Origin of the sequence: Tenacibaculum skagerrakense, assembly GCF_004345825.1 — a bacterium.
Taxonomy (GTDB): Bacteria; Bacteroidota; Bacteroidia; order Flavobacteriales; family Flavobacteriaceae; genus Polaribacter; species Polaribacter skagerrakensis.
Genome location: NZ_SLXM01000002.1, coordinates 63,591 through 85,937 on the forward strand (window position 1 = coordinate 63,591; position 22,347 = coordinate 85,937).

The following is a 22,347-nucleotide window of genomic DNA, read 5'->3' on the forward strand; positions in this document are numbered from 1 at the left end:
ATTAAAACGAAGAAACAACAATATGGCGATTTTAAATTTTCAAAAGCCCGATAAAGTAATTATGATCGAATCTACCGATTTCAAAGGTAAATTCGAGTTCAGACCGTTAGAGCCAGGTTTTGGTTTAACTGTTGGTAATGCTTTACGTAGAGTATTATTATCTTCTTTAGAAGGATTTGCTATTACATCTCTTAGAATTGACGGTGTAGAGCACGAGTTTTCTACTATGACTGGAGTTGTAGAAGATGTTACAGAAATGATCTTAAACTTAAAGCAAGTTCGTTTCAAAAAACAAATCGAAGAATCTGATAGAGAAACTGTAACAATTGCAATATCAGGGCAAGAGCAATTAACTGCTGGAGACTTACAAAAATTCATTTCTGGATTTCAAGTTTTAAATCCAGATTTAGTTATCTGTAATATGGATAAGTCTGTTAAAATTAATGCAGAGATTACCATAGAAAAAGGTAGAGGATTTGTACCAGCTGAAGAAAATAAGAAATCAGGTGCACCATTAGGAACAATTTTTACAGATTCAATCTTTACACCAATCAAAAATGTAAAGTATGCTGTAGAGAACTTCCGTGTTGAGCAAAAAACAGATTACGAAAAGTTAGTTTTTGATATCGATACTGATGGTTCAATTAATCCTAAAGATGCATTAACAGAAGCAGCAAAGATTTTAATCCACCACTTTATGTTATTCTCTGATGAAAGAATTACATTAGAAGCGGATGAAATTGCACAAACTGAATCATACGATGAGGAATCATTACACATGCGTCAGTTATTAAAGACGAAATTAGTTGATATGGATTTATCAGTTCGTGCTTTAAACTGTTTAAAAGCTGCAGAAGTTGACACGTTAGGAGATTTAGTATCTTTTAACAAAGGAGACTTAATGAAGTTCAGAAACTTTGGTAAAAAATCTTTAACTGAATTAGAAGAGTTAGTGAACAATAAAGGCTTAAGCTTCGGAATGGATTTAGCAAAATACAAATTAGATAGAGATTAATAATTAAACAAAAGGGTATCATAATTTGCTCCTCAGGAGTGGGTAGAGCAAGATGATAGTCTAAAACTTAAAGGTCATGAGACACGGTAAAAAAGTAAACCACTTAGGTAGAAAAACAGCACATAGAAAGTCTATGTTAGCTAATATGGCTTGTTCTTTAATCGAGCACAAGCGTATTAACACTACAGAAGCTAAAGCAAAAGCTTTGCGTAAATTTGTAGAGCCGTTAATTACTAAAGCTAAAGCTGAGAATAACACAACTGAAGAGCAAAACATGCACAATCGTCGTGTTGTATTTAGTTACTTACGTAACAAATATGCTGTTACAGAGTTATTCAAAGAGATTTCTGTAAAAGTTGCTGACAGACCAGGTGGATATGTTCGTATTATCAAATTAGGAAATCGTCAAGGTGATAATGCTCCTATGGCAATGGTTGAATTAGTTGATTACAACGAATTATACAACCCTAATGGTAATAAGGCTAAGAAGACTACACGTCGTAGCCGTCGTGGTGGAGCTAAAAAAGCTGAAGCACCTGTAACTGATGTTGAAACTTCACAAGAAGAAGAATAAATGACAGTTTTATAAATAACAAAAAAGGATAAACAATTTAGTTTATCCTTTTTTTTTAAACTATTTTTGACAAATTTTTTAAATCACGATAACTACAATTGAATATCGTTCTTAAGTAATTGATTTGCAATTGTGTTATATGGTAAAATTCAACAAATACACAACAAACTAATGAAATACACAACACGAAAAAAAGCACTAGTTTTACTTGCAGACGGTACAGTTTTTTATGGTAAATCTGTAGGGATTGAAGGTACTGTAACAGGAGAAATTTGCTTCAATACTGGTATGACTGGCTATCAAGAAATTTTTACGGATCCATCTTATTTTGGACAGTTAATGGTGGCTACTAATGCTCATATCGGTAACTACGGAATTAATAATGATGAAGTAGAATCTGAAGGAATAAAAATTTCTGGATTAATTTGTAGAAACTTTAGTTTTGAACACTCTCGTGTTGATTCAGATGGAAACTTAAAAGATTGGTTTGAAAAACACAATTTAGTTGCAATTTCAGATGTTGATACAAGAGCACTTGTTTCTTACATTAGAGAGAATGGAGCAATGAATGCCATTATTTCTACAGAAACAGATAATGTAGCCGATTTAAAGAAGCAATTAGCTGAAGTCCCTAATATGGAAGGTTTAGAGTTGGCTTCTCAGGTTTCTACAAAAGAACCATATTTTGTGGGTAATGAAAATGCAACATTTAAGATAGCGGCGTTAGATATTGGTATTAAAAAGAATATCTTACGAAATCTAGCTAAAAGAGATGCTTATATTAAGGTGTATCCATACAATGCAAAATTCGAAGAGTTAGCATCTTGGAATCCAGATGGCTATTTTATTTCAAATGGACCAGGAGATCCTGAGCCTTTAGTTGAAGCTCAAGATTTAGCGAAAGAAATTATTAAAAGAGATTTACCTTTGTTTGGAATTTGTTTAGGGCATCAAGTTATCGCTTTAGCAAATGGTATTTCTACCTATAAAATGCATAACGGACACAGAGGAATAAATCATCCTGTAAAGAATTTACTTACCGGTAAAGGGGAAATTACTTCTCAAAACCATGGTTTTGCTATTAATAGAGAGGAAACGGAAGCACATGGAGATGTAGAAATTACACACGTGCATTTAAATGACAATACAGTAGCTGGAATAAAAATGAAGAGTAAGAACGTGTTTTCTGTTCAATATCATCCAGAAGCAAGTCCAGGGCCACATGATTCAGAATACTTATTTGATCAGTTTATAGAGAACATAAAATCGACTAAATAAGTTGTTAAAACTGAAAACGATTTCGTAGAAATTATCTAAAAACTTAACTAATAAACTGTAGCATTTGTAAATTAGCTACAATCAAATTAAAAAATAAAAGATGAGTATTATAATTAACATCCATGCACGTCAAATTTTTGATTCAAGAGGAAATCCAACTGTAGAAGTTGATGTTACAACAGAAAATGGAATTTTAGGTAGAGCTGCTGTACCATCAGGAGCTTCAACAGGAGAACATGAAGCTGTTGAGTTACGTGACGGAGGTGATGCTTATATGGGTAAAGGAGTTATAAAAGCAGTTGAAAATGTAAATTCTATCATTGCTCAAGAATTATTAGGAACTTCTGTATTCGAACAAAATTTAATCGATCAAATGATGATCGAGTTGGATGGAACACCAAATAAATCTAAGTTAGGAGCCAATGCAATTTTAGGAGTTTCTTTAGCAGTTGCTAAGGCTGCTGCTAACGAATTAGGAATGCCTTTATATAGATACGTTGGTGGAGTAAGTGCAAATACGTTACCTGTTCCAATGATGAATATCATTAACGGAGGTTCTCATTCAGATGCGCCAATTGCTTTCCAAGAGTTTATGGTTATGCCTGTAAAAGCAGAGAATTTTACACAAGCAATGCAAATGGGTTCTGAGATTTTCCATAACCTAAAAAAAGTATTACACGATAGAAACTTATCTACTGCAGTAGGTGATGAAGGTGGTTTTGCACCAACTTTAGAAGGTACAGAAGATGCATTAGATACAATTGCTTTAGCAGTAAAAAATGCAGGTTATAGTTTAGGTGATGAAATTATGATTGCTTTAGACTGTGCCTCTGCTGAGTTCTATGTGGATGGTAAATATGATTATACCAAATTCGAAGGAGATAAAGGAAAGGTTAGAACAAGTAAAGAGCAAGCTGATTATTTAGCTGAACTTACCGAAAAATATCCTATTATTTCTATTGAAGATGGAATGGATGAAAACGACTGGGAAGGTTGGAAATATTTAACTGAAAAGATTGGAGATAAAGTTCAATTAGTAGGTGACGATTTATTTGTAACTAACGTAGAGCGTTTGTCAAGAGGTATTGAAAATAATACAGCAAATTCTATCTTAATTAAAGTGAATCAAATAGGTACACTTACAGAAACAATTTCAGCTGTAAATATGGCTCACAATGCAGGATATACTTCGGTTATGAGTCACCGTTCTGGTGAAACTGAAGATAATACTATTGCAGATTTAGCTGTAGCATTAAACACAGGGCAAATTAAAACTGGTTCAGCGTCTAGATCAGATCGTATGGCAAAGTATAATCAGCTTTTAAGAATAGAAGAAGAATTAGGAGATATTGGTTATTATCCTAAGAAAAATGCTTTTAAAGTAAAATAATTCTTCAATCAAGATATACAGTAAAAATCCCGGAATTCCGGGATTTTTTTATGGAAGACTTTTTCTGTCAAATATTCATAAATAAACGTAATAGTTTTTTGTAATTTTTTTAATAGAAATCTGTATGACAACATTTTCAAAATGGTTTAAAAAATGGTATCTTCGTGCATCATTTAAATTTTATTAAAAAACAGATATAAGAATGTCAGAAATAGCGAAACTACAAATTGGCGAAAATACATACGAGTTTCCTTTGGTAAAGGGTACTGAGAATGAGGTTGCAATTGATATTAAAACGTTAAGAGATGCTACTGGTGGTGTTACTACTATAGATCCAGGTTTTAAAAATACTGGTTCTTGCCTAAGTTCAATTACGTTTCTAAATGGTGAAGAAGGAGTTTTACGTTATAGAGGATATTCTATCGAAGAGTTAGCTGAGAAGGCAGACTTTTTAGAGGTAGCTTATTTATTAATTTTTGGTGAATTACCAACAAAAGAGCAATTAGATAGATTTTACAATGACATCTTAGATAATGCAATTGTTGATGATGATATTAAAAAAATCATTGATGCGTTCCCTAAAAACGCTCACCCAATGGGAGTTTTATCTTCTTTAACATCGGCATTAACTGCTTTTAACCCTTCTTCTGTAAACGTAGATTCTGAAGAGGATATGTATAGAGCGATAGTTAAAATTATGGGTAAATTCCCTGTTTTAGTAGCTTGGACTTTACGTAAAAAGCAAGGATTCCCATTAGATTATGGTTCTAGAAAACTTGGTTATGTAGAGAATGTATTACACATGATGTTCAAGAAACCTAATCAAGATTACGATCAGAATCCTATTTTAGTAAATGCTTTAGATAAGTTATTAATTTTACATGCAGATCATGAACAAAACTGTTCTACTTCAACAGTAAGAATAGTTGGTTCTTCTCATGCAGGTTTATTTGCTTCGCTTTCTGCTGGTATTTCAGCTCTTTGGGGACCATTACACGGTGGTGCTAACCAAGCGGTATTAGAAATGTTAGAAGCTATTAAAGCAGATGGAGGAGATACAAAAAAATACATGGCGAAAGCTAAAGATAAAGATGATCCTTTCCGTTTAATGGGATTCGGACATAGGGTGTATAAGAATTTTGATCCTCGAGCTAAGATTATCAAGAAAGCGGCTGACGAAGTTTTAAATGATTTAGGAGTAAATGATCCTATTTTAGATATAGCTAAAGGTTTAGAACAAGAAGCTTTAAATGATGATTATTTCGTAAAGAGAAAATTATATCCTAATGTTGATTTCTATTCAGGAATTATATACAGAGCAATGGGAATTCCAGTAGAAATGTTTACAGTTATGTTTGCTTTAGGACGTTTACCAGGTTGGATTGCTCAGTGGAGAGAAATGCGTTTACGCAAAGAACCAATTGGTCGTCCACGTCAAGTATATACAGGAGAAAATTACCGTCCTTTTGTAGATATTAACAAAAGATAAACGAACTTTAAATTATACAATGTCATTCTGAAACAGTATCAGGATGACATTTTTTTTGATATATGTTACAACTTAACGTAAAAAACGAAACTTCAAGACTAAGAGCTGTAGTACTAGGCATAGCTACTAGTAATGGTCCAGTACCAAAAGTAGAAGATTGTTACGATCCTAAAAGTAGACAGCATGTTATAGCGGGAACGTATCCTAAAGAAGAGGATATGGTTATAGAAATGGAAGCTGTCGCCGAGATTTTTAAAAAATATGATGTTAAGGTTTTTAGACCTGAGGTGATAGAAAATTATAATCAAATTTTTTCAAGAGATATAGCTTTTGTTATTGAGGATAAATTGATAAAAGCGAACATACTACCAGATAGAAAAAGAGAGTATGACGCTATACATCATGTAGTAGATCAAATAAATCCTGAAAATGTCATAGAATTACCTAGAGAATGTCATGTTGAAGGAGGAGATGTTATGCCTTGGAACGATTATATTTTTGTTGGAACTTATTCTGGAAGTGATTATTCAGATTATATTACAGCAAGAACCAATACGGATGCTGTTATTGCTTTACAGGAATTATTTCCAGAAAAAACAGTTAAGGCTTTCGAATTAAGGAAATCTAATGATGATCCTAAAGAAAATGCTCTGCATTTAGATTGCTGCTTTCAACCTATCGGAAAGAATATGGCTATCTTACATAAAAATGGTTTTCTGATAGAAAAAGAATATCAATGGCTAGTTGACTTTTTTGGAGAAGAAAATATTTTCGAAATTTCTAAAGAAGAAATGTACAATATGAATAGCAATGTATTTTCTATTTCAGAGGAGGTTATTATTTCTGAAAAAAACTTCACTAGATTAAATACATGGCTTCGAGAAAAAGGTTTTACCGTAGAAGAAGTTCCATATGCTGAAATAGCAAAACAAGAAGGTTTACTTCGTTGTTCTACACTACCATTAATAAGAGATTAAAAGTTGAAAAATAACGCAAAGATTGGTCTCAGGCCTCGCAAATAATTTAAAAAAATTAAACATCCTCTAAGATATAGTAATTAGAGGATGTTTTTTTATAATGTTTTTTAAGAGATAAACAATTTTAGAATGTTAGAAAATAGTGTTTACATCTCTATAGTTTCATTAAACTGCATTATAAATCCGAGCTCTTCACGAAAATTATTAATCCCGTATCTAAAAGCAACTCTTAAGAGTATACCATTACTCATTCTGTCTAGTTTTAACATACCGAAACTACCATGTGTTCCCATCACTGTAAAATCAGTATTTGGTTGACCGTTTTTTTCGGGTATAAGAATAGCAGCCCACTCATTAATTTCAGATAATTCTACTGTACTAGGAACACCATTAGGGTCTTTGGTGAAATCGGTTACAACGGCAATAATATTATCTAACTTATTATTTTTATAGTTTGCTGTGGCTTTAATTTTAATTCCATTGTATGGAGGTTTGTTGTTGTTAACTCTTCTCCAGTCTCCAGAACACCAATAATTTGTAATTGTATTGGTCATTATAGTTTTTATTTTTAGGCTTAACTTTTTTATTTAAAAGGATTATTGATTAATATTCTCCAATACAAAATTGAATGAAGAACTTTTTTTTCCGCTTCCTCCTCCGGTCATTACAATATCTGCACCAGATATACCAAATAAATTGATTACTGTATTTATTTCTGATAGTATTGCTGAGTTTATAATGTCTCCTTCTTCAATTTGAGAAATCAAACCGATATAAATCCTAGGATGAAATTCAAAAAAAGCTTTTTGACCTGGTGATATTCCAGTTTTAACAGCTAAGAGCTTTCCATCTTTATAACAATTTGCATTTACAGCACCTGATGTGAGATTGTTTTGGATTTCTACTTGGTTTTTATCCTTAGTAGGTTCAGATAGCAAATTCAAAACATCTCCAGAATAATCTTTTGTTACACCAAAAGTTTGACCATTAGTAGCCTTATTGAAGTTAGTATAGTTACCATAAGAATCACTAACTGATATTTCGAAATCCACAGGAAACATAAAACTATGATTATCTAATTTATCAAAATTTTTTATGACTTTCCAGGCAACGGCGGTTTCATCGTAATCAGATGCTACATTCTTTTGAAAGATTACAATGTTACTATTGTTAGTGTCATTTGATTTGTTAATAAGATTCAGTTTTATATAATCCATTTTTTTTAGGTATTTAGAATATTGTCGATTATAAAGTTATAAAATTCATAGCTAAGTAATTTTCAAATGTATTGGAAGCAATAAAACAAGACACGAGCGTTTTTATCAACATCAGGAGGGTAATTATAGTGCAATTGATAAAATAAACCCTTATCTTTGATTATATAAAACTTTAGGAGTAGCTAGATAACTAGTTTGAGAAATATCCTTAGAACCTGATTTGGTTAATACCAACGTAGGGAAAAGTCATTTTTAAATGTTTTGTACAATGTAGTACATAATGTTTATACATATTCTTCTAAAGTTTACTTAAAATTTTATTTAAAATGATAACAATACAAGTAAACGACAAAAAACAAACTTTTACAGAAAATCTTACAGTTTATCAACTAATAGAAAAGCTCAATATTCAAACTAATGGAATTGCAGTTGCTGTTAATAATGATGTTGTAAGTAAACCAAATTGGAAACAACGGGAAGTAATGGATCAAGACAATATCTTGATTATTAAATCTACACAAGGAGGGTAAATCATTTAGTCTTCAATCCAAACTTATTTCAAAAATTAAATAATATAAATACGTAAGTATAGTCTTGCGTAGAACCATTTTATATACGAACCTTTAGTAAAATGAAAAAAAAAGATACCGCACCTAAACAAGACGGAATTACAAGAAAACCTTTTCCAAGTTCAAAGAAAATTTACGTTCAAGGAAAGTTGCACCCACAAATTAATGTGGCAATGCGTGAAATTACATTGAATGATACTGTAGATTCAATGACTAAAAAACGAACTCCTAACGAATCAGTTACAGTTTATGACACCTCTGGTCCTTATACTGATCCGAGTAAGGAAATAAATATTCATAATGGATTAGAACGTATTCGAGAACAATGGATTTTAGACAGAGGAAATGTAGAGCAATTAGAACAATTTAGTTCTGAATATTGTAATGAGAGACTAAATGACGAAAGTTTAAATCATTTACGTTTTAATCACTTGAATAAACCTTACAGAGCGAAAAAAGGTAAAAATGTAACTCAACTGCATTACGCAAAAAAGGGAATCATCACTCCAGAAATGGAGTATGTTGCCATTCGCGAAAATCAACGTATCGATGAAATGACACGATTATCAAAGCAACATCCAGGTCAAGATTTTGGAGCAAGTATTCCAGAGAAAATTACTCCAGAGTTTGTAAGAGAAGAAGTAGCTAGAGGTCGAGCGGTAATTCCTTCAAATATTAATCACCCAGAAGCTGAACCTATGATTTTAGGTAGAAATTTTTTGGTGAAAATTAATGCCAATATTGGTAATTCAGCTACAACATCTTCAATAGAAGAAGAAGTTGAAAAAGCTGTTTGGGCTTGTCGTTGGGGAGCCGATAATATTATGGATTTATCTACAGGGAAGAATATTCACGAAACTCGTGAGTGGATTATCCGTAATTCTCCAGTTCCAGTTGGAACGGTCCCTATTTATCAAGCGTTAGAAAAAGTAAACGGAGTTGCAGAAGATTTAACTTGGGAAATATTCAGAGATACGTTAATTGAGCAAGCTGAACAAGGAGTAGATTATTTTACCATTCACGCTGGAGTTCGTTTGGCTTATGTTCCGATGACAGCAAAACGTATCACTGGAATTGTATCAAGAGGAGGTTCAATTATGGCAAAATGGTGTTTAGCGCATCATAAAGAAAGTTTCTTATATACACATTTTGAGGAAATTTGTGAAATTATGAAAGTATATGATGTAGCATTTTCTTTAGGAGATGGATTACGTCCAGGTTGTATTGCAGATGCAAATGACCAAGCACAATTCGCAGAGTTAGAAACTTTAGGAGAATTAACAAAAATAGCATGGAAACACGAAGTTCAATGTTTTATTGAAGGACCAGGACATGTTCCAATGCATATGATTAAAGCAAATATGGATAAACAATTGGAAGCTTGTGGAGAAGCTCCGTTTTATACATTAGGACCTTTAACTACTGATATTGCTCCAGGTTATGATCATATTACTTCTGGAATTGGTGCTGCAATGATTGGATGGTACGGAACAGCAATGTTGTGTTATGTTACACCAAAAGAGCATTTAGGTTTACCAAATAAAGATGATGTAAGAACTGGAGTAGTAACGTATAAGTTAGCAGCTCATGCCGCCGATTTAGCAAAAGGACATCCAGGAGCGCAACATAGAGATGATGCATTAAGTAAAGCTCGTTTTGAATTCCGTTGGGAAGACCAGTTTAATCTAAGTTTAGATCCAGAATTAGCACGAGAATATCACGATGAAACATTACCAGCAGAGGGAGCTAAAATTGCGCATTTCTGCTCTATGTGTGGACCAAAGTTTTGCTCTATGAAAATTACACAAGAAGTAAGAGATTACGCAGCAAAGAAAGAGATGGAAGAAGGGAACGTTTTTGAGGAAGGAATGAAAGAAAAGTCCGAAGAGTTTAAACAAAAAGGCTCTGAAGTTTATTTATAAGAATTGCGAATTGGTAATGATGAAACTATAACTTTAAAGTCTATAAGAAGCCCAAGGAAACTTAATAATTCATAATTTAAAATTCATAACTAATAATCGAATATGCTACTAGTAATCACATCCGAACAAGAATTAGAAAATGAAGTAACGCTTTTAAATCAACTTTTTTCAAAAGGTTTAGAAGTGTTGCATTTAAGAAAGCCTTCTTTTGATATAGAACAATACAGAGCTTTATTAAAAGAAATAAAGTCCGAATTTTATAGTCGAATTATGATTCATGAAAATCATGAGCTGTGTAAAGAATTTAATTTAAAAGGGATTCACCTTCAAGAACAACCTAGAATCGATCTTGAAGATAATCTTAAAAGTTATACTGATTCTTACAAGAGTAAAGGATTTAAAGTAAGCAGTTCGTTTCATGATCCTGAAGTTTTAAATTCAAGTAAAATTGATTTCGATTATCATTTGTTGAGTCCAGTTTTTTCTTCAATCTCAAAAAAAGGATATGAGGGAAAAGGTTTTGATGTAAATCATATTCAGAAGAAAATTATTGGAATGGGAGGAGTAAACGAAACAACAATTCCAGACGTGTTAAAATTAGGATACTACGGAATTGGTGTTTTAGGTGGGGTATGGAATACAGAAAACCCAATAGAAAGTTTTAAAGAAATAAAGCGTCATTACGGGGAGGAAACGACGAAGTAATCTGTTTTTGTGTTAAAAGATTATTTCATTTCATTCGTAATGACTATAGTAAAAATGAAAAAGCGTACTTACATACTCACAATCGCAGGATTAGATCCTTCTAGTGGAGCAGGTTTAACAGCTGATATAAAAACCTTTGAAAATCTAAAATGTTATGGTGTATCTGTTTGTACAGCTACTACCATTCAGAATGATGTTGAGTTTAAAGACTGTTATTGGACTTCAATATTCACAATAAAAGAACAGATTAAAATTCTTTTTGATCGATTTAACATAGATGTGGTGAAGATTGGAATTGTAGAAAACTGGAAAATCTTATTAGAGATTATCGATTATGTTTTGAGTTTTAATCCTACTGCTAAAATAGTTTTAGATCCTGTTTTAAAAGCTTCTTCAGGATATACTTTTCACAAAGATTTCACAGAAGCCGATTTTGAAGAGGTTTTGTCGAAGATTTATTTATTGACGCCAAATTATAGTGAGATTCAAAGTTTATATCCGAATAAATCAGTTGAAGAAACACTATCTCACATACAATCTAAAACAAATGTATTCTTAAAAGGCGGACATAACTCAGAAAGATTGGCAGTAGATTACTTGTATTCAAAAGGAGGTAATAAATTTTCGTTCAATCCAAAGAAAGGAAAGTATCATGAAAAACATGGAAGTGGCTGTGTGTTATCTTCTGCAATCGCAAGTTATATCGCATTAAAATATCCTTTATTGAAATCCTGTTTTAAAGGAAAACGTTATGTGGAAAAAGTATTGAGTTCAAATAAAACAAAATTAGGGTATCATTTTTAAAAGATAAATCACAATGTCAGTTCGAGCGCAGCCGAGAACTCATTAGTAAACAGAAATAAAGTAAATGAATAATATCTATTATATATCTCAAGGAAATTCTCCTAAAGAGCACTTAGAGAATATTAAAAATGTAGTTGAATCTGGTGTAAAGCTTATTCAATTACGAATGAAAAATGTAGCGCAAAAAATATTTCTTGAAACAGCCGTTGAGGCAAAAAAAATATGTGATTCGAATAATGCACAATTGATAATAAATGATAATGTTGAAGTAGCAAAAACAATCAACTCTTATGGTCTTCATATTGGGAAAGAAGATATGAAACCTTTGGATGCTAGAGCTATTTTAAGTGAAGAAACGATAATTGGCGGAACCGCAAACACGCTTGAAGATTGTAGGTTCTTAGCTACTCAGAAGGTAAACTATATTGGTTTAGGTCCTTTTAGATTTACAAACACAAAGAAAAAATTAAGTCCAATTTTAGGGTTAGAAGGATATCAACAGATTATTTCTCAATTACGAAAGGAAGGAATTGAATTACCTGTTTATGCAATTGGAGGAATTACAATGAATGATTTTCAAGAGTTATATACAACTGGAGTTCATGGAATTGCCGTTTCTGGAATTTTATCGAATAAACCGGTGAAAGAAATTAAAGAATTAATAGCTAGTTAAAACGAATACTATGAGTTTACAAATAGCAGATAAAACATTTACATCACGTTTATTTACAGGGACAGGAAAGTTTAGTTCTTCTGAATTAATGCGAGATGCTATATTAGAAAGCGAAAGTGAATTAGTAACTGTTGCTTTAAAAAGAGTAGATGTAGAAAATGAAGATGATGATATATTATCACATTTAAATCATGATCGAATAAATTTACTCCCAAATACTTCTGGAGTTAGAAATGCCAAAGAAGCAGTTTTTGCAGCCGAACTTTCAAGACAAGCATTAGAAACAAATTGGGTGAAATTAGAAATTCACCCTGATCCAAAGTACTTATTACCCGATCCTATTGAAACACTGAAAGCAGCGGAGGAATTAGTAAAGAAAGGTTTTGTTGTGATGCCATATATTCATGCAGATCCAGTATTGTGTAAAAGACTTGAAGAAGTAGGAACGCAATGTGTAATGCCATTAGGAGCTCCAATTGGAAGTAATAAAGGTTTAAAAACATTAGAGTTTCTAGAAATTATTATCGAACAATCGAATGTTCCAGTAATTGTTGATGCAGGAATCGGTGCTCCTTCTCATGCTGCACATGCTATTGAACTAGGTGCCGATGCAGTTTTAGTCAATACTGCAATCGCTGTTTCACAAAATCCAATAGCAATGGCGAAAGCTTTTAAAATGGCAGTGGAAGCTGGTAGAATTGCTTATGAAGCGAAATTAGCTCCTATAAAGAGAAATGCTGAAGCAAGTAGTCCATTAACTTCCTTTTTAAATTAGGTAGCCGTCATTACGAGGATTGTATTAAAACCATTTTATACAAGACGAGGTAATCTTTTCAAATTGATAGATTACTTCATTTTATTCGCAATGACATATTCAAAATAATAACAGATGTCGATAAACAGTAGCTTCAAAAATATATTTGAGCAATACAAATGGGATGAGGTTTTACAAAGTATTTTGTCCAAAACAACTCTTGACGTTAAGCGTGCAATAGCTTCAGAAAAGCGAGATTTTGAAGATTTTAAAGCACTAATTTCTCCAGCAGCAAAACCGTATTTAGAAGAAATGGCTCAGATTAGTAATCAAGTAACAAAGAAGAGGTTTGGTAATACAATTCAAATGTATGCGCCAATGTACTTGAGTAACGAATGTCAGAATATTTGTACGTATTGCGGATTTAGCTTCACAAATAAAATTCCTAGAAGAACACTAACCGATGATGAAATTTTAAAAGAAGTCGAGTTTCTAAAAAAGAAAGGTTATGATCATATTTTATTAGTTACTGGAGAGGCAAACAAAACTGTTGGAGTTGATTATATCAATAATGCTATTCAGTTGATTAAATCACATTTTGCAAACATTACTATTGAGGTTCAACCATTAGATCAAAATGAGTATGAATTATTAAAAGATAATGGATTGTATGCTGTTTTAGTATATCAAGAAACTTATCATAAAGAAGAATACAAAAAACACCACCCAAAAGGTAAAAAGTCAAATTTTGATTATCGTTTGGAAACTCCGGATAGATTGGGCAAAGCAGGAGTTCACAAAATTGGATTAGGAGCCTTGTTTGGTTTGGAAGATTGGAGAGCTGATAGTTTTTTTACAGCTTTACATTTAAAATATCTACAAAAGACATACTGGAAAACGAAGTACTCAATATCTTTTCCAAGATTACGTCCACATTCTGGTGGTTTAGAGCCAAAAGTAGAAATGACAGATTCAGATTTAGTTCAATTGATTTGTGCTTACCGAATGTTTGATGAAGATGTAGAATTATCTATTTCGACAAGAGAAAGTGAAGTGTTTAGAAACCATATTGTACAATTAGGTATCACATCAATTAGTGCAGAATCTAAAACCAATCCCGGAGGATATACCGTAGAGCCACAATCACTAGAGCAATTCCAAATTTCAGATGAACGAAGTACAGAGGAAGTAGCCGAAATGTTAAAAAATCAAGGTTTAGAAGTTGTTTGGAAAGATTGGGAACATTTTAGTTAAATTTGATTTATATGTTAAGAAAGCTTACATTTTTCATTTTAAGAATCATGGGAATAAAAAAAATATTCTCTGAATCTCCTATTAATTATAAAAAGCTAAGAAAATCCGATCTAAAAAAACCACCAAAAAGTTTCTATAAAAAGTTCACCGTTGGAGAGCTAACTGTAGATGAAACTAAAATTTATAAAATTGAAAATAAAAGTGAAAAATCTAAGGAGTTAGTTATTTTTATTCATGGAGGAGCATTTGTTTCTGGGCCAGCTGAACATCATTGGAAGGCAGTAGAGAAAATAGTGAAACACTCAGGAAAAGATGTTTGGTTATTAGATTATCCTAAAGCGCCAGAATTCACAATAGAACAGATTTGTGATAATATAGATTCAGTATTCGAGTTTGCTGTTCAAACTACGGTTTTACCGGAAAACACTATTTTAATTGGTGATTCTGTTGGGGGAAATCTAATAATGTCTCTTACACAACGTCTCATTCAAAAGAAAAAGGAAATACCTGGTAAGTTAGTTTTAATTACGCCGGTTTTCGATGCAAGCTTGACAAATAAGGATATCAAAGTAATCGAATCGAAAGATCCAATGTTAGGAATAAAGGGAGCATTATCTGCGAAAGAGCTTGCAGCAGGAACACTTGATTTAAAAGATCAAATGATTTCTCCGTTATATGGAAGTTTCAAAGGATTTCCAAAAACAGATATTTACATTGGTGAGTATGATATTATGTGTCCAGATGCTAAAATTGGTGCTAATAAAATGAAGAAAGAAGAGGTGGAAGTTCAGGTGATAAATGGCGAAAAAATGCCACATATTTTTCCGCTGTTACCAATTTTACCTGAAGCGAAAATAGCTTTAAACCAAATAATTAATAGTATAAGAGAATAATGCTTACTACTGAGGAGCAAATACAATATAATCGTCATCTTATTTTAGATAAAATAGGAGAAGAAGGCCAGTTAAAACTTAAACGAGCTAAAGTACTAGTTATTGGAGCTGGAGGCTTAGGTTGTCCAATTTTACAATACTTAACGGCTGCTGGTGTTGGAACTCTTGGAGTAATTGATGATGATGTAGTAGATCAGAGTAATTTACAACGTCAAATTTTATATACAATTGATGATGTAGGAGTATCAAAAGCTGAGGCTGCTGTAAAAAGATTGTCAAGATTAAATCCGTTCGTAAAGTTTAATGTTTACAATCAAAAGCTAACGATAAAGAATGCTCTTTTGATATTCGAAAAATATGACATTATTGTGGATGGAAGTGATAATTTTCAAACACGCTATTTGTCTAATGATGCAGCTATCCTTACTAATAAACCGTTAGTATATGGTTCTATTTTTAAATTTGAAGGTCAGTTGAGTGTGTTTAATTTTAATGGAAGTGCAAGTTACCGATGTTTGTATCCAACTCCTCCAAGTCCAGGTTCAATTCCAAATTGTTCTGAAATTGGTGTTGTTGGAGTTTTACCTGGAATCATAGGAAGTCTACAAGCCAATGAAGTACTAAAAATTGTCTGTGGAATAGGTGAGGTTTTAGCAAATAGATTGATGATTTTTGATGTGCTTTCTATGCGTCAAATGATGTTAAATTACAAGCGAACTTCGAATGCTGATATACAAAAGCTAGAAGATAATTATGATTTCTTTTGTGGAATTACTCCAGCAAAAACAGAAATAACCTTAGAAGAACTAAAACAAGGTTTTGAAAAATATAACTTATTAGATGTTCGTGAAGATTGGGAGAGAACTCAACATCATATCGGAGGTCAGCATATTCCTTTAGGACAATTATCTAGTCGATTTTCGGAAATTAATTCAGATAAACCGTTAGTTGTATATTGTAAATCAGGTATGCGAAGCAAAAAAGCTATTGACTTTTTAGAGGAGCAAAAAGTCAACTTTGAATTAATCAATTTAAAAAACGGATTGAACTAAAATAATAGTATTAAGAAACATCACTATTTTCTTTAATTCTAAAACAACGTTCAGTACCTATAAATCTTGGATTACCATATTCTTCAGACCAAAAACCATCAAGAATATCTTTGTTTAAACATCGGTAAACAACTGTACCATTAAAAATTTCTGAGTTTTCTCCTAAATACTGAAAGTTGATAACTAAAATATTGTCTTTAAAAAATCCGGAGCCAACTTGTTCTTGTTCGTTGTGAATTAACCATTTTGCAATAATTCGATTGTCTTCATCCAAACTAAGTGTTAAAACACCTCTGTAATTTACATCACTATCATTTTGATTTGAACCAATTATTGAAAAATCACCTACTAAATCTGCTACTGTCATCATTTAAATTACTTGAAGAAATAATAATTCTTTTTTCGAATTTTTTACATTTACCAAACAGACAAAATAAGTATTTTTGCCCGTATGAAACAAACAACGAACACGATATTAATGATTCGTCCTGTCGGTTTTAGGATGAATGAACAAACAGCTGTTAACAATTACTATCAAAAAGTTTTAGAAAATGTATTGCCAGCAACTGTTAATGCTAAAGCTCAAGAAGAGTTTGATAATTATGTTGAGAAACTGAGAAGTTTTGGTGTAAATGTAATCGTAGTTTCTGATACAATCGAAACCGATACACCTGATTCAATATTTCCTAATAACTGGATTTCTTTCCATGAAAATGGAACCGTTGGATTGTACCCAATGTTTGCTGAAAACAGAAGGTTAGAGAGAAGAGAAGATATTTTTGATATTCTTGAAGAGCAAGGATTTATTATTAATGAAGTAGTTGATTATACTGCTGCTGAAGAAGAAAATATTTTTTTAGAAGGAACTGGAAGCTTATTGTTAGATAGAGAAAATAGAAAGGCTTATTGTGCATTGTCTCCTAGAGCTGATGAAGAGTTATTCATTGAGTTTTGTGAAGATTTTGAGTACACACCAGTTGTTTTTACAGCAAATCAAACTGTAAATGGAGAGCGAAAAGCAATTTATCATACAAATGTTATGATGTGCTTAGCAGAAACATTTGCCGTAATTTGTTTAGCTTCTATTGATGATAAAAAAGAACGAAAGCATGTTGTTAGTAATTTAAAAGAAGACGGAAAAGAGGTAATTGATATTACTGAAGCTCAGGTTAATAATTTTGCAGGAAATATGTTACAAGTTAGAGGTGCTAATGACGAACGATTCCTTGTAATGAGTCAAGCAGCTTATGATTGCTTAACAAAAGATCAAATCAATAAAATAGAGAAGCATTGTAAAATAATATCTAGCTCTTTAGATGTTATCGAAGGATGTGGAGGAGGAAGTGCCAGATGTATGATGGCAGAGGTTTTTCTTCCTAAAGAATAAAATTTAATTGAATCCGTCATTTGACGGATTTTTTTTGACTTCTTTTTAATATGTTAAAATTTTCTTAAAGAAAATTCGTTATCTATTACAAACTATTGTGTTTTAATGTGCTATAAAAGTGACTTTTTAACTGTTATAGTGTCTTATTCATTAACTAAAAAACTTTTTAAATGAAAAAACTATTGATTTTATGTATGGGAGTAATGTTTGTTATTGCTTGTACAGACAAGAAAAAAGATGATAAAAAAACCGAAGAAGCAATCCAAAAAATAGATTCTATCCAAGCAGATGTTGAAAAAGATATCGAAAAATTAGAAAATTCTACTAAAGAAGTAGAAGAAGAATTAAAAGAATTAGATAATATTTAAAAACTAGAAGAAATGAGAAATTTTAAATTTTTATGTTCGCTACTTTTATTAGTAGCTTTTTTGAGTGTACAAGGAGTTCAGGCTCAAGGTAAAGGAAAAGGTTTAGAAAAAAAGGCTGAGAAAGCTGCGAAAAAAGGTAAAGAAAAAACTAAGGATGTTGCAGAAGAAGAGTTAGAGGATGTAAAGGAAAAAGGTAAAGATAAAGCGGATGAAATAAAAGGAAAAGGCAAGGAAAAAGCAGAGGAAATGAAGCAAAAGGGAAAGGATAAAACTAAAGGAGAAGATGACGATGATAAAGAAGATGATGGTGAAGAAAAAAAAGATAAGGAAGTAAAGGATAAAAAAGAGTTTAAAGGAAAAGGAAATGCTTATGGAAGAAATAAAGGAGACATGAGCGGAAAGGAATTTGGTAGATTACGTTCTCAAGAAGCTAAGAACAAACTTAAAGAGCAAGAAGATAGAATTAAGGCAAGTGAAGAAGTTTTGGTTAGAGGAAGAGATAAAGTTAAAGTTGCTGAAGAAAAATTAGAAGAAGATAAAAAAGAGAAAAAAATAACTGATGAAGAGGCATCTAAAAAAGAAGAAGTTATCAAAAAGGCGAAAGATAAATTAGATGAGTTAGATGAAAGAATTAAAGAACAAAAGGAAAAAATTAAAAAAGAAAAAGAAGCTTTAGAAAAAATTTTATTCCCTGAAGATAATTAGTATGTCAGTTACATTCAGAATTAAGGCTTGCTATAGGCAGGCCTTTTTGTTTATAGAATAGTTTTTAAAGGCTTAAAACTCTCAGTTAAGCTTACAAATTTAGCAGATGAACGGCAGAACATATCAATTCAAAGAAATATGAATTTCAAGTGACAAAATCTAAATAGATTTAGTTTAAACTTTTGATCTAACGTTATGCGTAATAAAATTAAATTTATTGTAATGCTTCTTATAATAGCATTGTTGCCAAGCAAAATTATTGCACAAAGTTCTTCAGTTAAAAAAGAAATTTCATCAAAAGAAAAATCCGAAAATAAAGTAGTTTCTACTGAAGAGTCTTCGCCTTACATAATGAATGTAAAGATTAAGAAAACAAAAGAAAATAAAAAGGTAGTTTCTTCAGTGGTTATTGAAGAAAATAAGAAAATAAAAGAAAATACTAGCCCAAAAAGTAACTCGTCTATAGCCTCTAAAAAGAAGAGGTTAAGATTGAGAAAGACTAAAAAAAATAAAAGTAAAGTTACTAAGTAGTAATCGATTGATTTTTAATGTTTAAAAGATCTAAAATGTTTATTCATCGATACATTAAAACCATTCATCGAACTTTACCGATAAAAACAGCAAATAATTAGTTTCTTTGATGTACGATTCAATTAAATCCCCCAAGATTATGAATGCTAGACTTACAATATTAGCATCTTTTTTAACAGTATTCTTAGGCTTTCAGCAAATTACAGCACAAAAGGTAATTGCTAAAAAAGGAAGCGGAATTGAGTACAAAGAAGATAAAAAAGAAATAAACGATTTAAACTCAATAACTGCTCCATCTAATGCAGTCACTATAAATGTGAAAGCTTCAACTAAGGATAAGAAAGAAGCTAAAGATAAAATTACATCTGTAAAGAAAGTTGAGAAATTAATTAAGCAAAAGAAGCTTTTAAGGTTTAGAAACAAAAGAAAAAAAGAAGATACTAAGTGTTTCAAAGAAGCTAAAAAGCCTTGTGATGCTGATAAAAAAGAATAAATTAAAAACTGCCTAGGCAGTTTTTTTATGCGTTGTTGTTTCGTTTAACTTTTTTTAACTTTTTATTTGTAAAGTTTTTCAAAGTACTATGACTTACTAAAGGTAAATACTGCAGTTTACGTAAAGTAGTAACCATTAAATTATAAGTCATGAAACCAATTACTATATTTCTATTTTCATTATTATTAAGTATATATTCTAGTAAGATTAATGCCCAAACTGTAGTTGCTCAAAATAAAGTCGAGTATATAGAAGATAACCCACACGATTTAAATAAAATTAAAGTTCTTCAGCATTCTAAAGTAGAAAAAAAGAAAATGCCTTCTCAAAAGAAGCAAATAGAAAAGATTGTTAAAAATATGATTCTATTAAAAGTGGTAAAGAATAAAAAGCGCTTACGATTTAGGAATAAAAGGAACCAACCAGCAGGTAAATGTTATAGAGAAGGCAGTTGTGATGATCAAAAAATAGAATTGGATAGAAATAAAATACAATAAAAAAAGAGCGATAAAATTCGCTCTTTTTTTATATAATTTCTATTCTTACTTTAAAACTTCATCAATTACTTTTCCAGTAGTAGCATTAGGAAACTCTATTTTTAGCATATTGGCAATAGTTGGAGCTATATCAATGATTTCATATTTTTTGGCTGATGAACCTTTACGAATACTATTACCATAGAAAATCATAGGAATATGTGTATCATAAGAATATCCAGAACCATGCGTAGAACCTTTTTTGGGATAAATAATAGTTGAAGGTTCAGGGATTAATAAAATGTCTCCCGAAAGCTTTTGATTATATCCTTTTTGCAACGAACTTAATATACCGTACTCGAAATAACTGGTTTGCATAGTTTTAGCAGTTACGGCTTTGTAAATTCCTTTAAAATTAATGATTTCCTCCACAATAAAACTTGAAACTTCATCAACTGAAAGCTTTTTGTTCTTAATTTCTTCTTTATTTAAAAATACTTGGAAATTAGAGACGTTTTCAATCAATTTATCAGTTTTGTATTTTTCCTTTGTAATGTCAATTATAAAATCTGTAAGTTTTTTCCCAGGTAAATAATTAGCAGGTATTTTAATTGACTGTAAATAAGCAGGTACTTGAATGGCAGCGTGATCTGCTGTTAAAAATAAGGTGTAACTGTTGCTTCCAATATTTTTATCTAAGTAATTGAAAAGTCGTTCTAAGTCTTTGTCAAGCCTTAAGTAAGTATCTTCAATTTCTTTTGAATCTACACCAAATCTATGACCAACATAATCAGTAGATGAATAACTTAATGTTAAAAAATCAATATATTCACCTTGTCCTAGTTTTTCATTTTCAATAGCTGCAATAGCAAAATCGGTTGTTAAAGAATTTCCCGCAGGAATTTCTTTAATAATACTATAATTATTGTTTTTACTTCTTAACCCAGGAATATCATGAGGAAAAATTGGTTTGTTTTCTCCTTCAAACAACTTTTCATAGTCATTATCATCAGCAATACTTTCAGTATATGTGTTAATATCATACAAAGTTTTCCATGGTTTACTTAAATACTCGTCTGGTTTTTTAAGGTTGTTAAATTTAGTAACCCAGTTTGGTAGAGAGTCCATATAAAAAGAAGAACTAATCCAATTACCAATACTTCCTCCATCAAACCAATAAGCAGCATTGGCTGTATGACCAGCAGGTAAAATAGCAGAACGATCTTTAATTCCTATTCCAATAGTTTTTCCTTGTTTGTTTTGAGCAAGTTGTAATTGGTCTGTAATAGTAGTAGTAAATAATCTTTTAGGCGATTTTTTTCCTCCATCGCTATTATTTCCAACAGTATTATAAGTTGAATCATCTACGCAATAAATCATTTCCTTTTGATATTTATCATACCAGTGATTTCCTATAATTCCATGATTGTCGGGTGTAGTTCCTGTAAAAATAGAGGTATGCCCAACAGCAGTGTACGTTGGAATATAATTATAATGAGCATTCTCCAAAGAAAACCCCTCTTTTAATAACCTTTTAAAACCACCTTCACCATATTTACTGTTAAACCTATACAGGTAGTCATATCGCATTTGATCTACAACAATACCAATTACTAGTTTTGGTTTTGAATTCTTGTCTGTTAATTGATTTGATTTAGGAGTACAGTTAAAAAAAATAACTGATAAAATAAACAATAATTTACTACTTGCTTTCATGGTGAAAATTTAGTCTTCAAAATTAAGTAAAAGCTTTAGACGAAAAGAAAAAAAACTACAGTTGTTAATGATTATTTAATCTTATGAAGCAATGCACAGTAGTAA

25 protein-coding genes and 1 riboswitch are annotated in these 22,347 nt (G+C 31.4%); of the genes, 21 read left to right on the forward strand and 4 right to left on the reverse strand.

Annotated elements, in window-relative coordinates; translation table 11 throughout:
- Window positions 1-22 precede the first annotated feature (22 nt).
- The 6 genes from EV195_RS04565 (at window position 23) to EV195_RS04590 (ending at window position 6,723) form a co-directional block, all read left to right on the forward strand.
- A complete protein-coding gene (locus EV195_RS04565; RefSeq protein WP_132793439.1) occupies window positions 23-1,015 on the forward strand; it encodes a DNA-directed RNA polymerase subunit alpha in 993 nt (330 codons plus the stop codon).
- Between the two features lie 76 nt (window positions 1,016-1,091).
- Window positions 1,092-1,589 carry a 50S ribosomal protein L17 gene (rplQ, locus tag EV195_RS04570; RefSeq protein WP_132793441.1) on the forward strand — a complete coding sequence of 166 codons (498 nt, stop codon included), beginning with the start codon at window positions 1,092-1,094 and terminating at the stop codon, window positions 1,587-1,589.
- A 171-nt stretch (window positions 1,590-1,760) separates the two neighbouring features.
- Entirely contained in the window at window positions 1,761-2,867 is a 1,107-nt protein-coding gene (gene carA, locus EV195_RS04575; protein WP_132793443.1) for a glutamine-hydrolyzing carbamoyl-phosphate synthase small subunit, read from the forward strand.
- Window positions 2,868-2,967: 100 nt separating this feature from the next.
- Window positions 2,968-4,257 (forward strand): phosphopyruvate hydratase, encoded by a 1,290-nt coding sequence (gene eno / locus EV195_RS04580; RefSeq protein ID WP_132793445.1) that lies wholly within the window; start codon window positions 2,968-2,970, stop codon window positions 4,255-4,257.
- A 202-nt stretch (window positions 4,258-4,459) separates the two neighbouring features.
- The gene (locus tag EV195_RS04585) at window positions 4,460-5,746 is read left to right on the forward strand and encodes a citrate synthase (RefSeq protein WP_132793447.1); all 1,287 of its coding nucleotides are present in this window, start codon (window positions 4,460-4,462) and stop codon (window positions 5,744-5,746) included.
- A gap of 62 nt (window positions 5,747-5,808) precedes the next feature.
- On the forward strand, window positions 5,809-6,723 hold the full coding sequence (locus EV195_RS04590; protein ID WP_132793448.1) for a dimethylarginine dimethylaminohydrolase family protein: 915 nt from the start codon (window positions 5,809-5,811) through the stop codon (window positions 6,721-6,723).
- A 146-nt stretch (window positions 6,724-6,869) separates the two neighbouring features.
- Here the strand turns inward: EV195_RS04590 and EV195_RS04595 are convergent, their stop codons facing one another.
- The gene (locus EV195_RS04595) at window positions 6,870-7,277 is read right to left on the reverse strand and encodes a hypothetical protein (protein ID WP_132793450.1); all 408 of its coding nucleotides are present in this window, start codon (window positions 7,275-7,277) and stop codon (window positions 6,870-6,872) included.
- Between the two features lie 42 nt (window positions 7,278-7,319).
- Complete coding sequence (locus tag EV195_RS04600) at window positions 7,320-7,940, reverse strand: hypothetical protein (RefSeq protein ID WP_132793452.1); 621 nt, start codon at window positions 7,938-7,940, stop codon at window positions 7,320-7,322.
- Between the two features lie 164 nt (window positions 7,941-8,104).
- Window positions 8,105-8,199: riboswitch (TPP riboswitch) on the forward strand.
- Window positions 8,200-8,266: 67 nt separating this feature from the next.
- Here EV195_RS04600 and thiS point away from each other — a divergent pair.
- The 9 genes from thiS (at window position 8,267) to EV195_RS04645 (ending at window position 16,566) form a co-directional block, all read left to right on the forward strand.
- Window positions 8,267-8,470: a sulfur carrier protein ThiS gene (gene thiS, locus EV195_RS04605; RefSeq protein ID WP_132793454.1), complete on the forward strand. Its 204-nt coding sequence runs from the start codon at window positions 8,267-8,269 to the stop codon at window positions 8,468-8,470.
- Window positions 8,471-8,571: 101 nt separating this feature from the next.
- The gene (gene thiC / locus EV195_RS04610) at window positions 8,572-10,431 is read left to right on the forward strand and encodes a phosphomethylpyrimidine synthase ThiC (protein WP_132793456.1); all 1,860 of its coding nucleotides are present in this window, start codon (window positions 8,572-8,574) and stop codon (window positions 10,429-10,431) included.
- Window positions 10,432-10,533: 102 nt separating this feature from the next.
- Window positions 10,534-11,136 carry a thiamine phosphate synthase gene (locus tag EV195_RS04615; protein WP_132793458.1) on the forward strand — a complete coding sequence of 201 codons (603 nt, stop codon included), beginning with the start codon at window positions 10,534-10,536 and terminating at the stop codon, window positions 11,134-11,136.
- Between the two features lie 54 nt (window positions 11,137-11,190).
- A complete protein-coding gene (locus tag EV195_RS04620) occupies window positions 11,191-11,940 on the forward strand; it encodes a hydroxymethylpyrimidine/phosphomethylpyrimidine kinase (protein ID WP_132793460.1) in 750 nt (249 codons plus the stop codon).
- A 64-nt stretch (window positions 11,941-12,004) separates the two neighbouring features.
- Entirely contained in the window at window positions 12,005-12,613 is a 609-nt protein-coding gene (locus EV195_RS04625; RefSeq protein WP_132793462.1) for a thiamine phosphate synthase, read from the forward strand.
- A gap of 10 nt (window positions 12,614-12,623) precedes the next feature.
- Window positions 12,624-13,388 carry a thiazole synthase gene (locus EV195_RS04630; RefSeq protein ID WP_132793464.1) on the forward strand — a complete coding sequence of 255 codons (765 nt, stop codon included), beginning with the start codon at window positions 12,624-12,626 and terminating at the stop codon, window positions 13,386-13,388.
- Window positions 13,389-13,502: 114 nt separating this feature from the next.
- The gene (gene thiH, locus EV195_RS04635) at window positions 13,503-14,621 is read left to right on the forward strand and encodes a 2-iminoacetate synthase ThiH (protein WP_132793465.1); all 1,119 of its coding nucleotides are present in this window, start codon (window positions 13,503-13,505) and stop codon (window positions 14,619-14,621) included.
- An 11-nt stretch (window positions 14,622-14,632) separates the two neighbouring features.
- A complete protein-coding gene (locus EV195_RS04640) occupies window positions 14,633-15,514 on the forward strand; it encodes an alpha/beta hydrolase (protein ID WP_132793467.1) in 882 nt (293 codons plus the stop codon).
- Window positions 15,511-16,566 carry a ThiF family adenylyltransferase gene (locus EV195_RS04645; protein WP_132793469.1) on the forward strand — a complete coding sequence of 352 codons (1,056 nt, stop codon included), beginning with the start codon at window positions 15,511-15,513 and terminating at the stop codon, window positions 16,564-16,566. Before EV195_RS04640 ends, EV195_RS04645 begins: the two co-directional genes overlap by 4 nt.
- A 10-nt stretch (window positions 16,567-16,576) precedes the next feature.
- On the opposite strand, the gene EV195_RS04650 is transcribed toward EV195_RS04645, so the two are convergent.
- Window positions 16,577-16,933 carry a hypothetical protein gene (locus EV195_RS04650; RefSeq protein ID WP_132793963.1) on the reverse strand — a complete coding sequence of 119 codons (357 nt, stop codon included), beginning with the start codon at window positions 16,931-16,933 and terminating at the stop codon, window positions 16,577-16,579.
- 84 nt (window positions 16,934-17,017) lie between these two features.
- Here EV195_RS04650 and ctlX point away from each other — a divergent pair, with 84 nt between their 5' ends.
- The 6 genes from ctlX (at window position 17,018) to EV195_RS04680 (ending at window position 20,547) form a co-directional block, all read left to right on the forward strand.
- A complete protein-coding gene (ctlX, locus tag EV195_RS04655; RefSeq protein WP_132793471.1) occupies window positions 17,018-17,953 on the forward strand; it encodes a citrulline utilization hydrolase CtlX in 936 nt (311 codons plus the stop codon).
- A 170-nt stretch (window positions 17,954-18,123) separates the two neighbouring features.
- Entirely contained in the window at window positions 18,124-18,321 is a 198-nt protein-coding gene (locus tag EV195_RS04660) for a hypothetical protein (protein WP_132793473.1), read from the forward strand.
- A 12-nt stretch (window positions 18,322-18,333) separates the two neighbouring features.
- Complete coding sequence (locus EV195_RS04665) at window positions 18,334-19,026, forward strand: hypothetical protein (RefSeq protein WP_132793475.1); 693 nt, start codon at window positions 18,334-18,336, stop codon at window positions 19,024-19,026.
- Window positions 19,027-19,248: 222 nt separating this feature from the next.
- Complete coding sequence (locus EV195_RS04670) at window positions 19,249-19,557, forward strand: hypothetical protein (protein WP_132793477.1); 309 nt, start codon at window positions 19,249-19,251, stop codon at window positions 19,555-19,557.
- Between the two features lie 139 nt (window positions 19,558-19,696).
- Window positions 19,697-20,050, forward strand: coding sequence for a hypothetical protein (locus EV195_RS04675; RefSeq protein ID WP_132793479.1), 354 nt, complete (start codon window positions 19,697-19,699; stop codon window positions 20,048-20,050).
- A 149-nt stretch (window positions 20,051-20,199) separates the two neighbouring features.
- Window positions 20,200-20,547 carry a hypothetical protein gene (locus tag EV195_RS04680; protein WP_132793481.1) on the forward strand — a complete coding sequence of 116 codons (348 nt, stop codon included), beginning with the start codon at window positions 20,200-20,202 and terminating at the stop codon, window positions 20,545-20,547.
- 45 nt (window positions 20,548-20,592) lie between these two features.
- Here the strand turns inward: EV195_RS04680 and pafA are convergent, their stop codons facing one another.
- Window positions 20,593-22,242, reverse strand: a complete 1,650-nt coding sequence (gene pafA, locus EV195_RS04685) for an alkaline phosphatase PafA (protein WP_132793483.1) — start codon at window positions 22,240-22,242, stop codon at window positions 20,593-20,595.
- Between the last annotated feature and the right edge of the window lie 105 nt (window positions 22,243-22,347).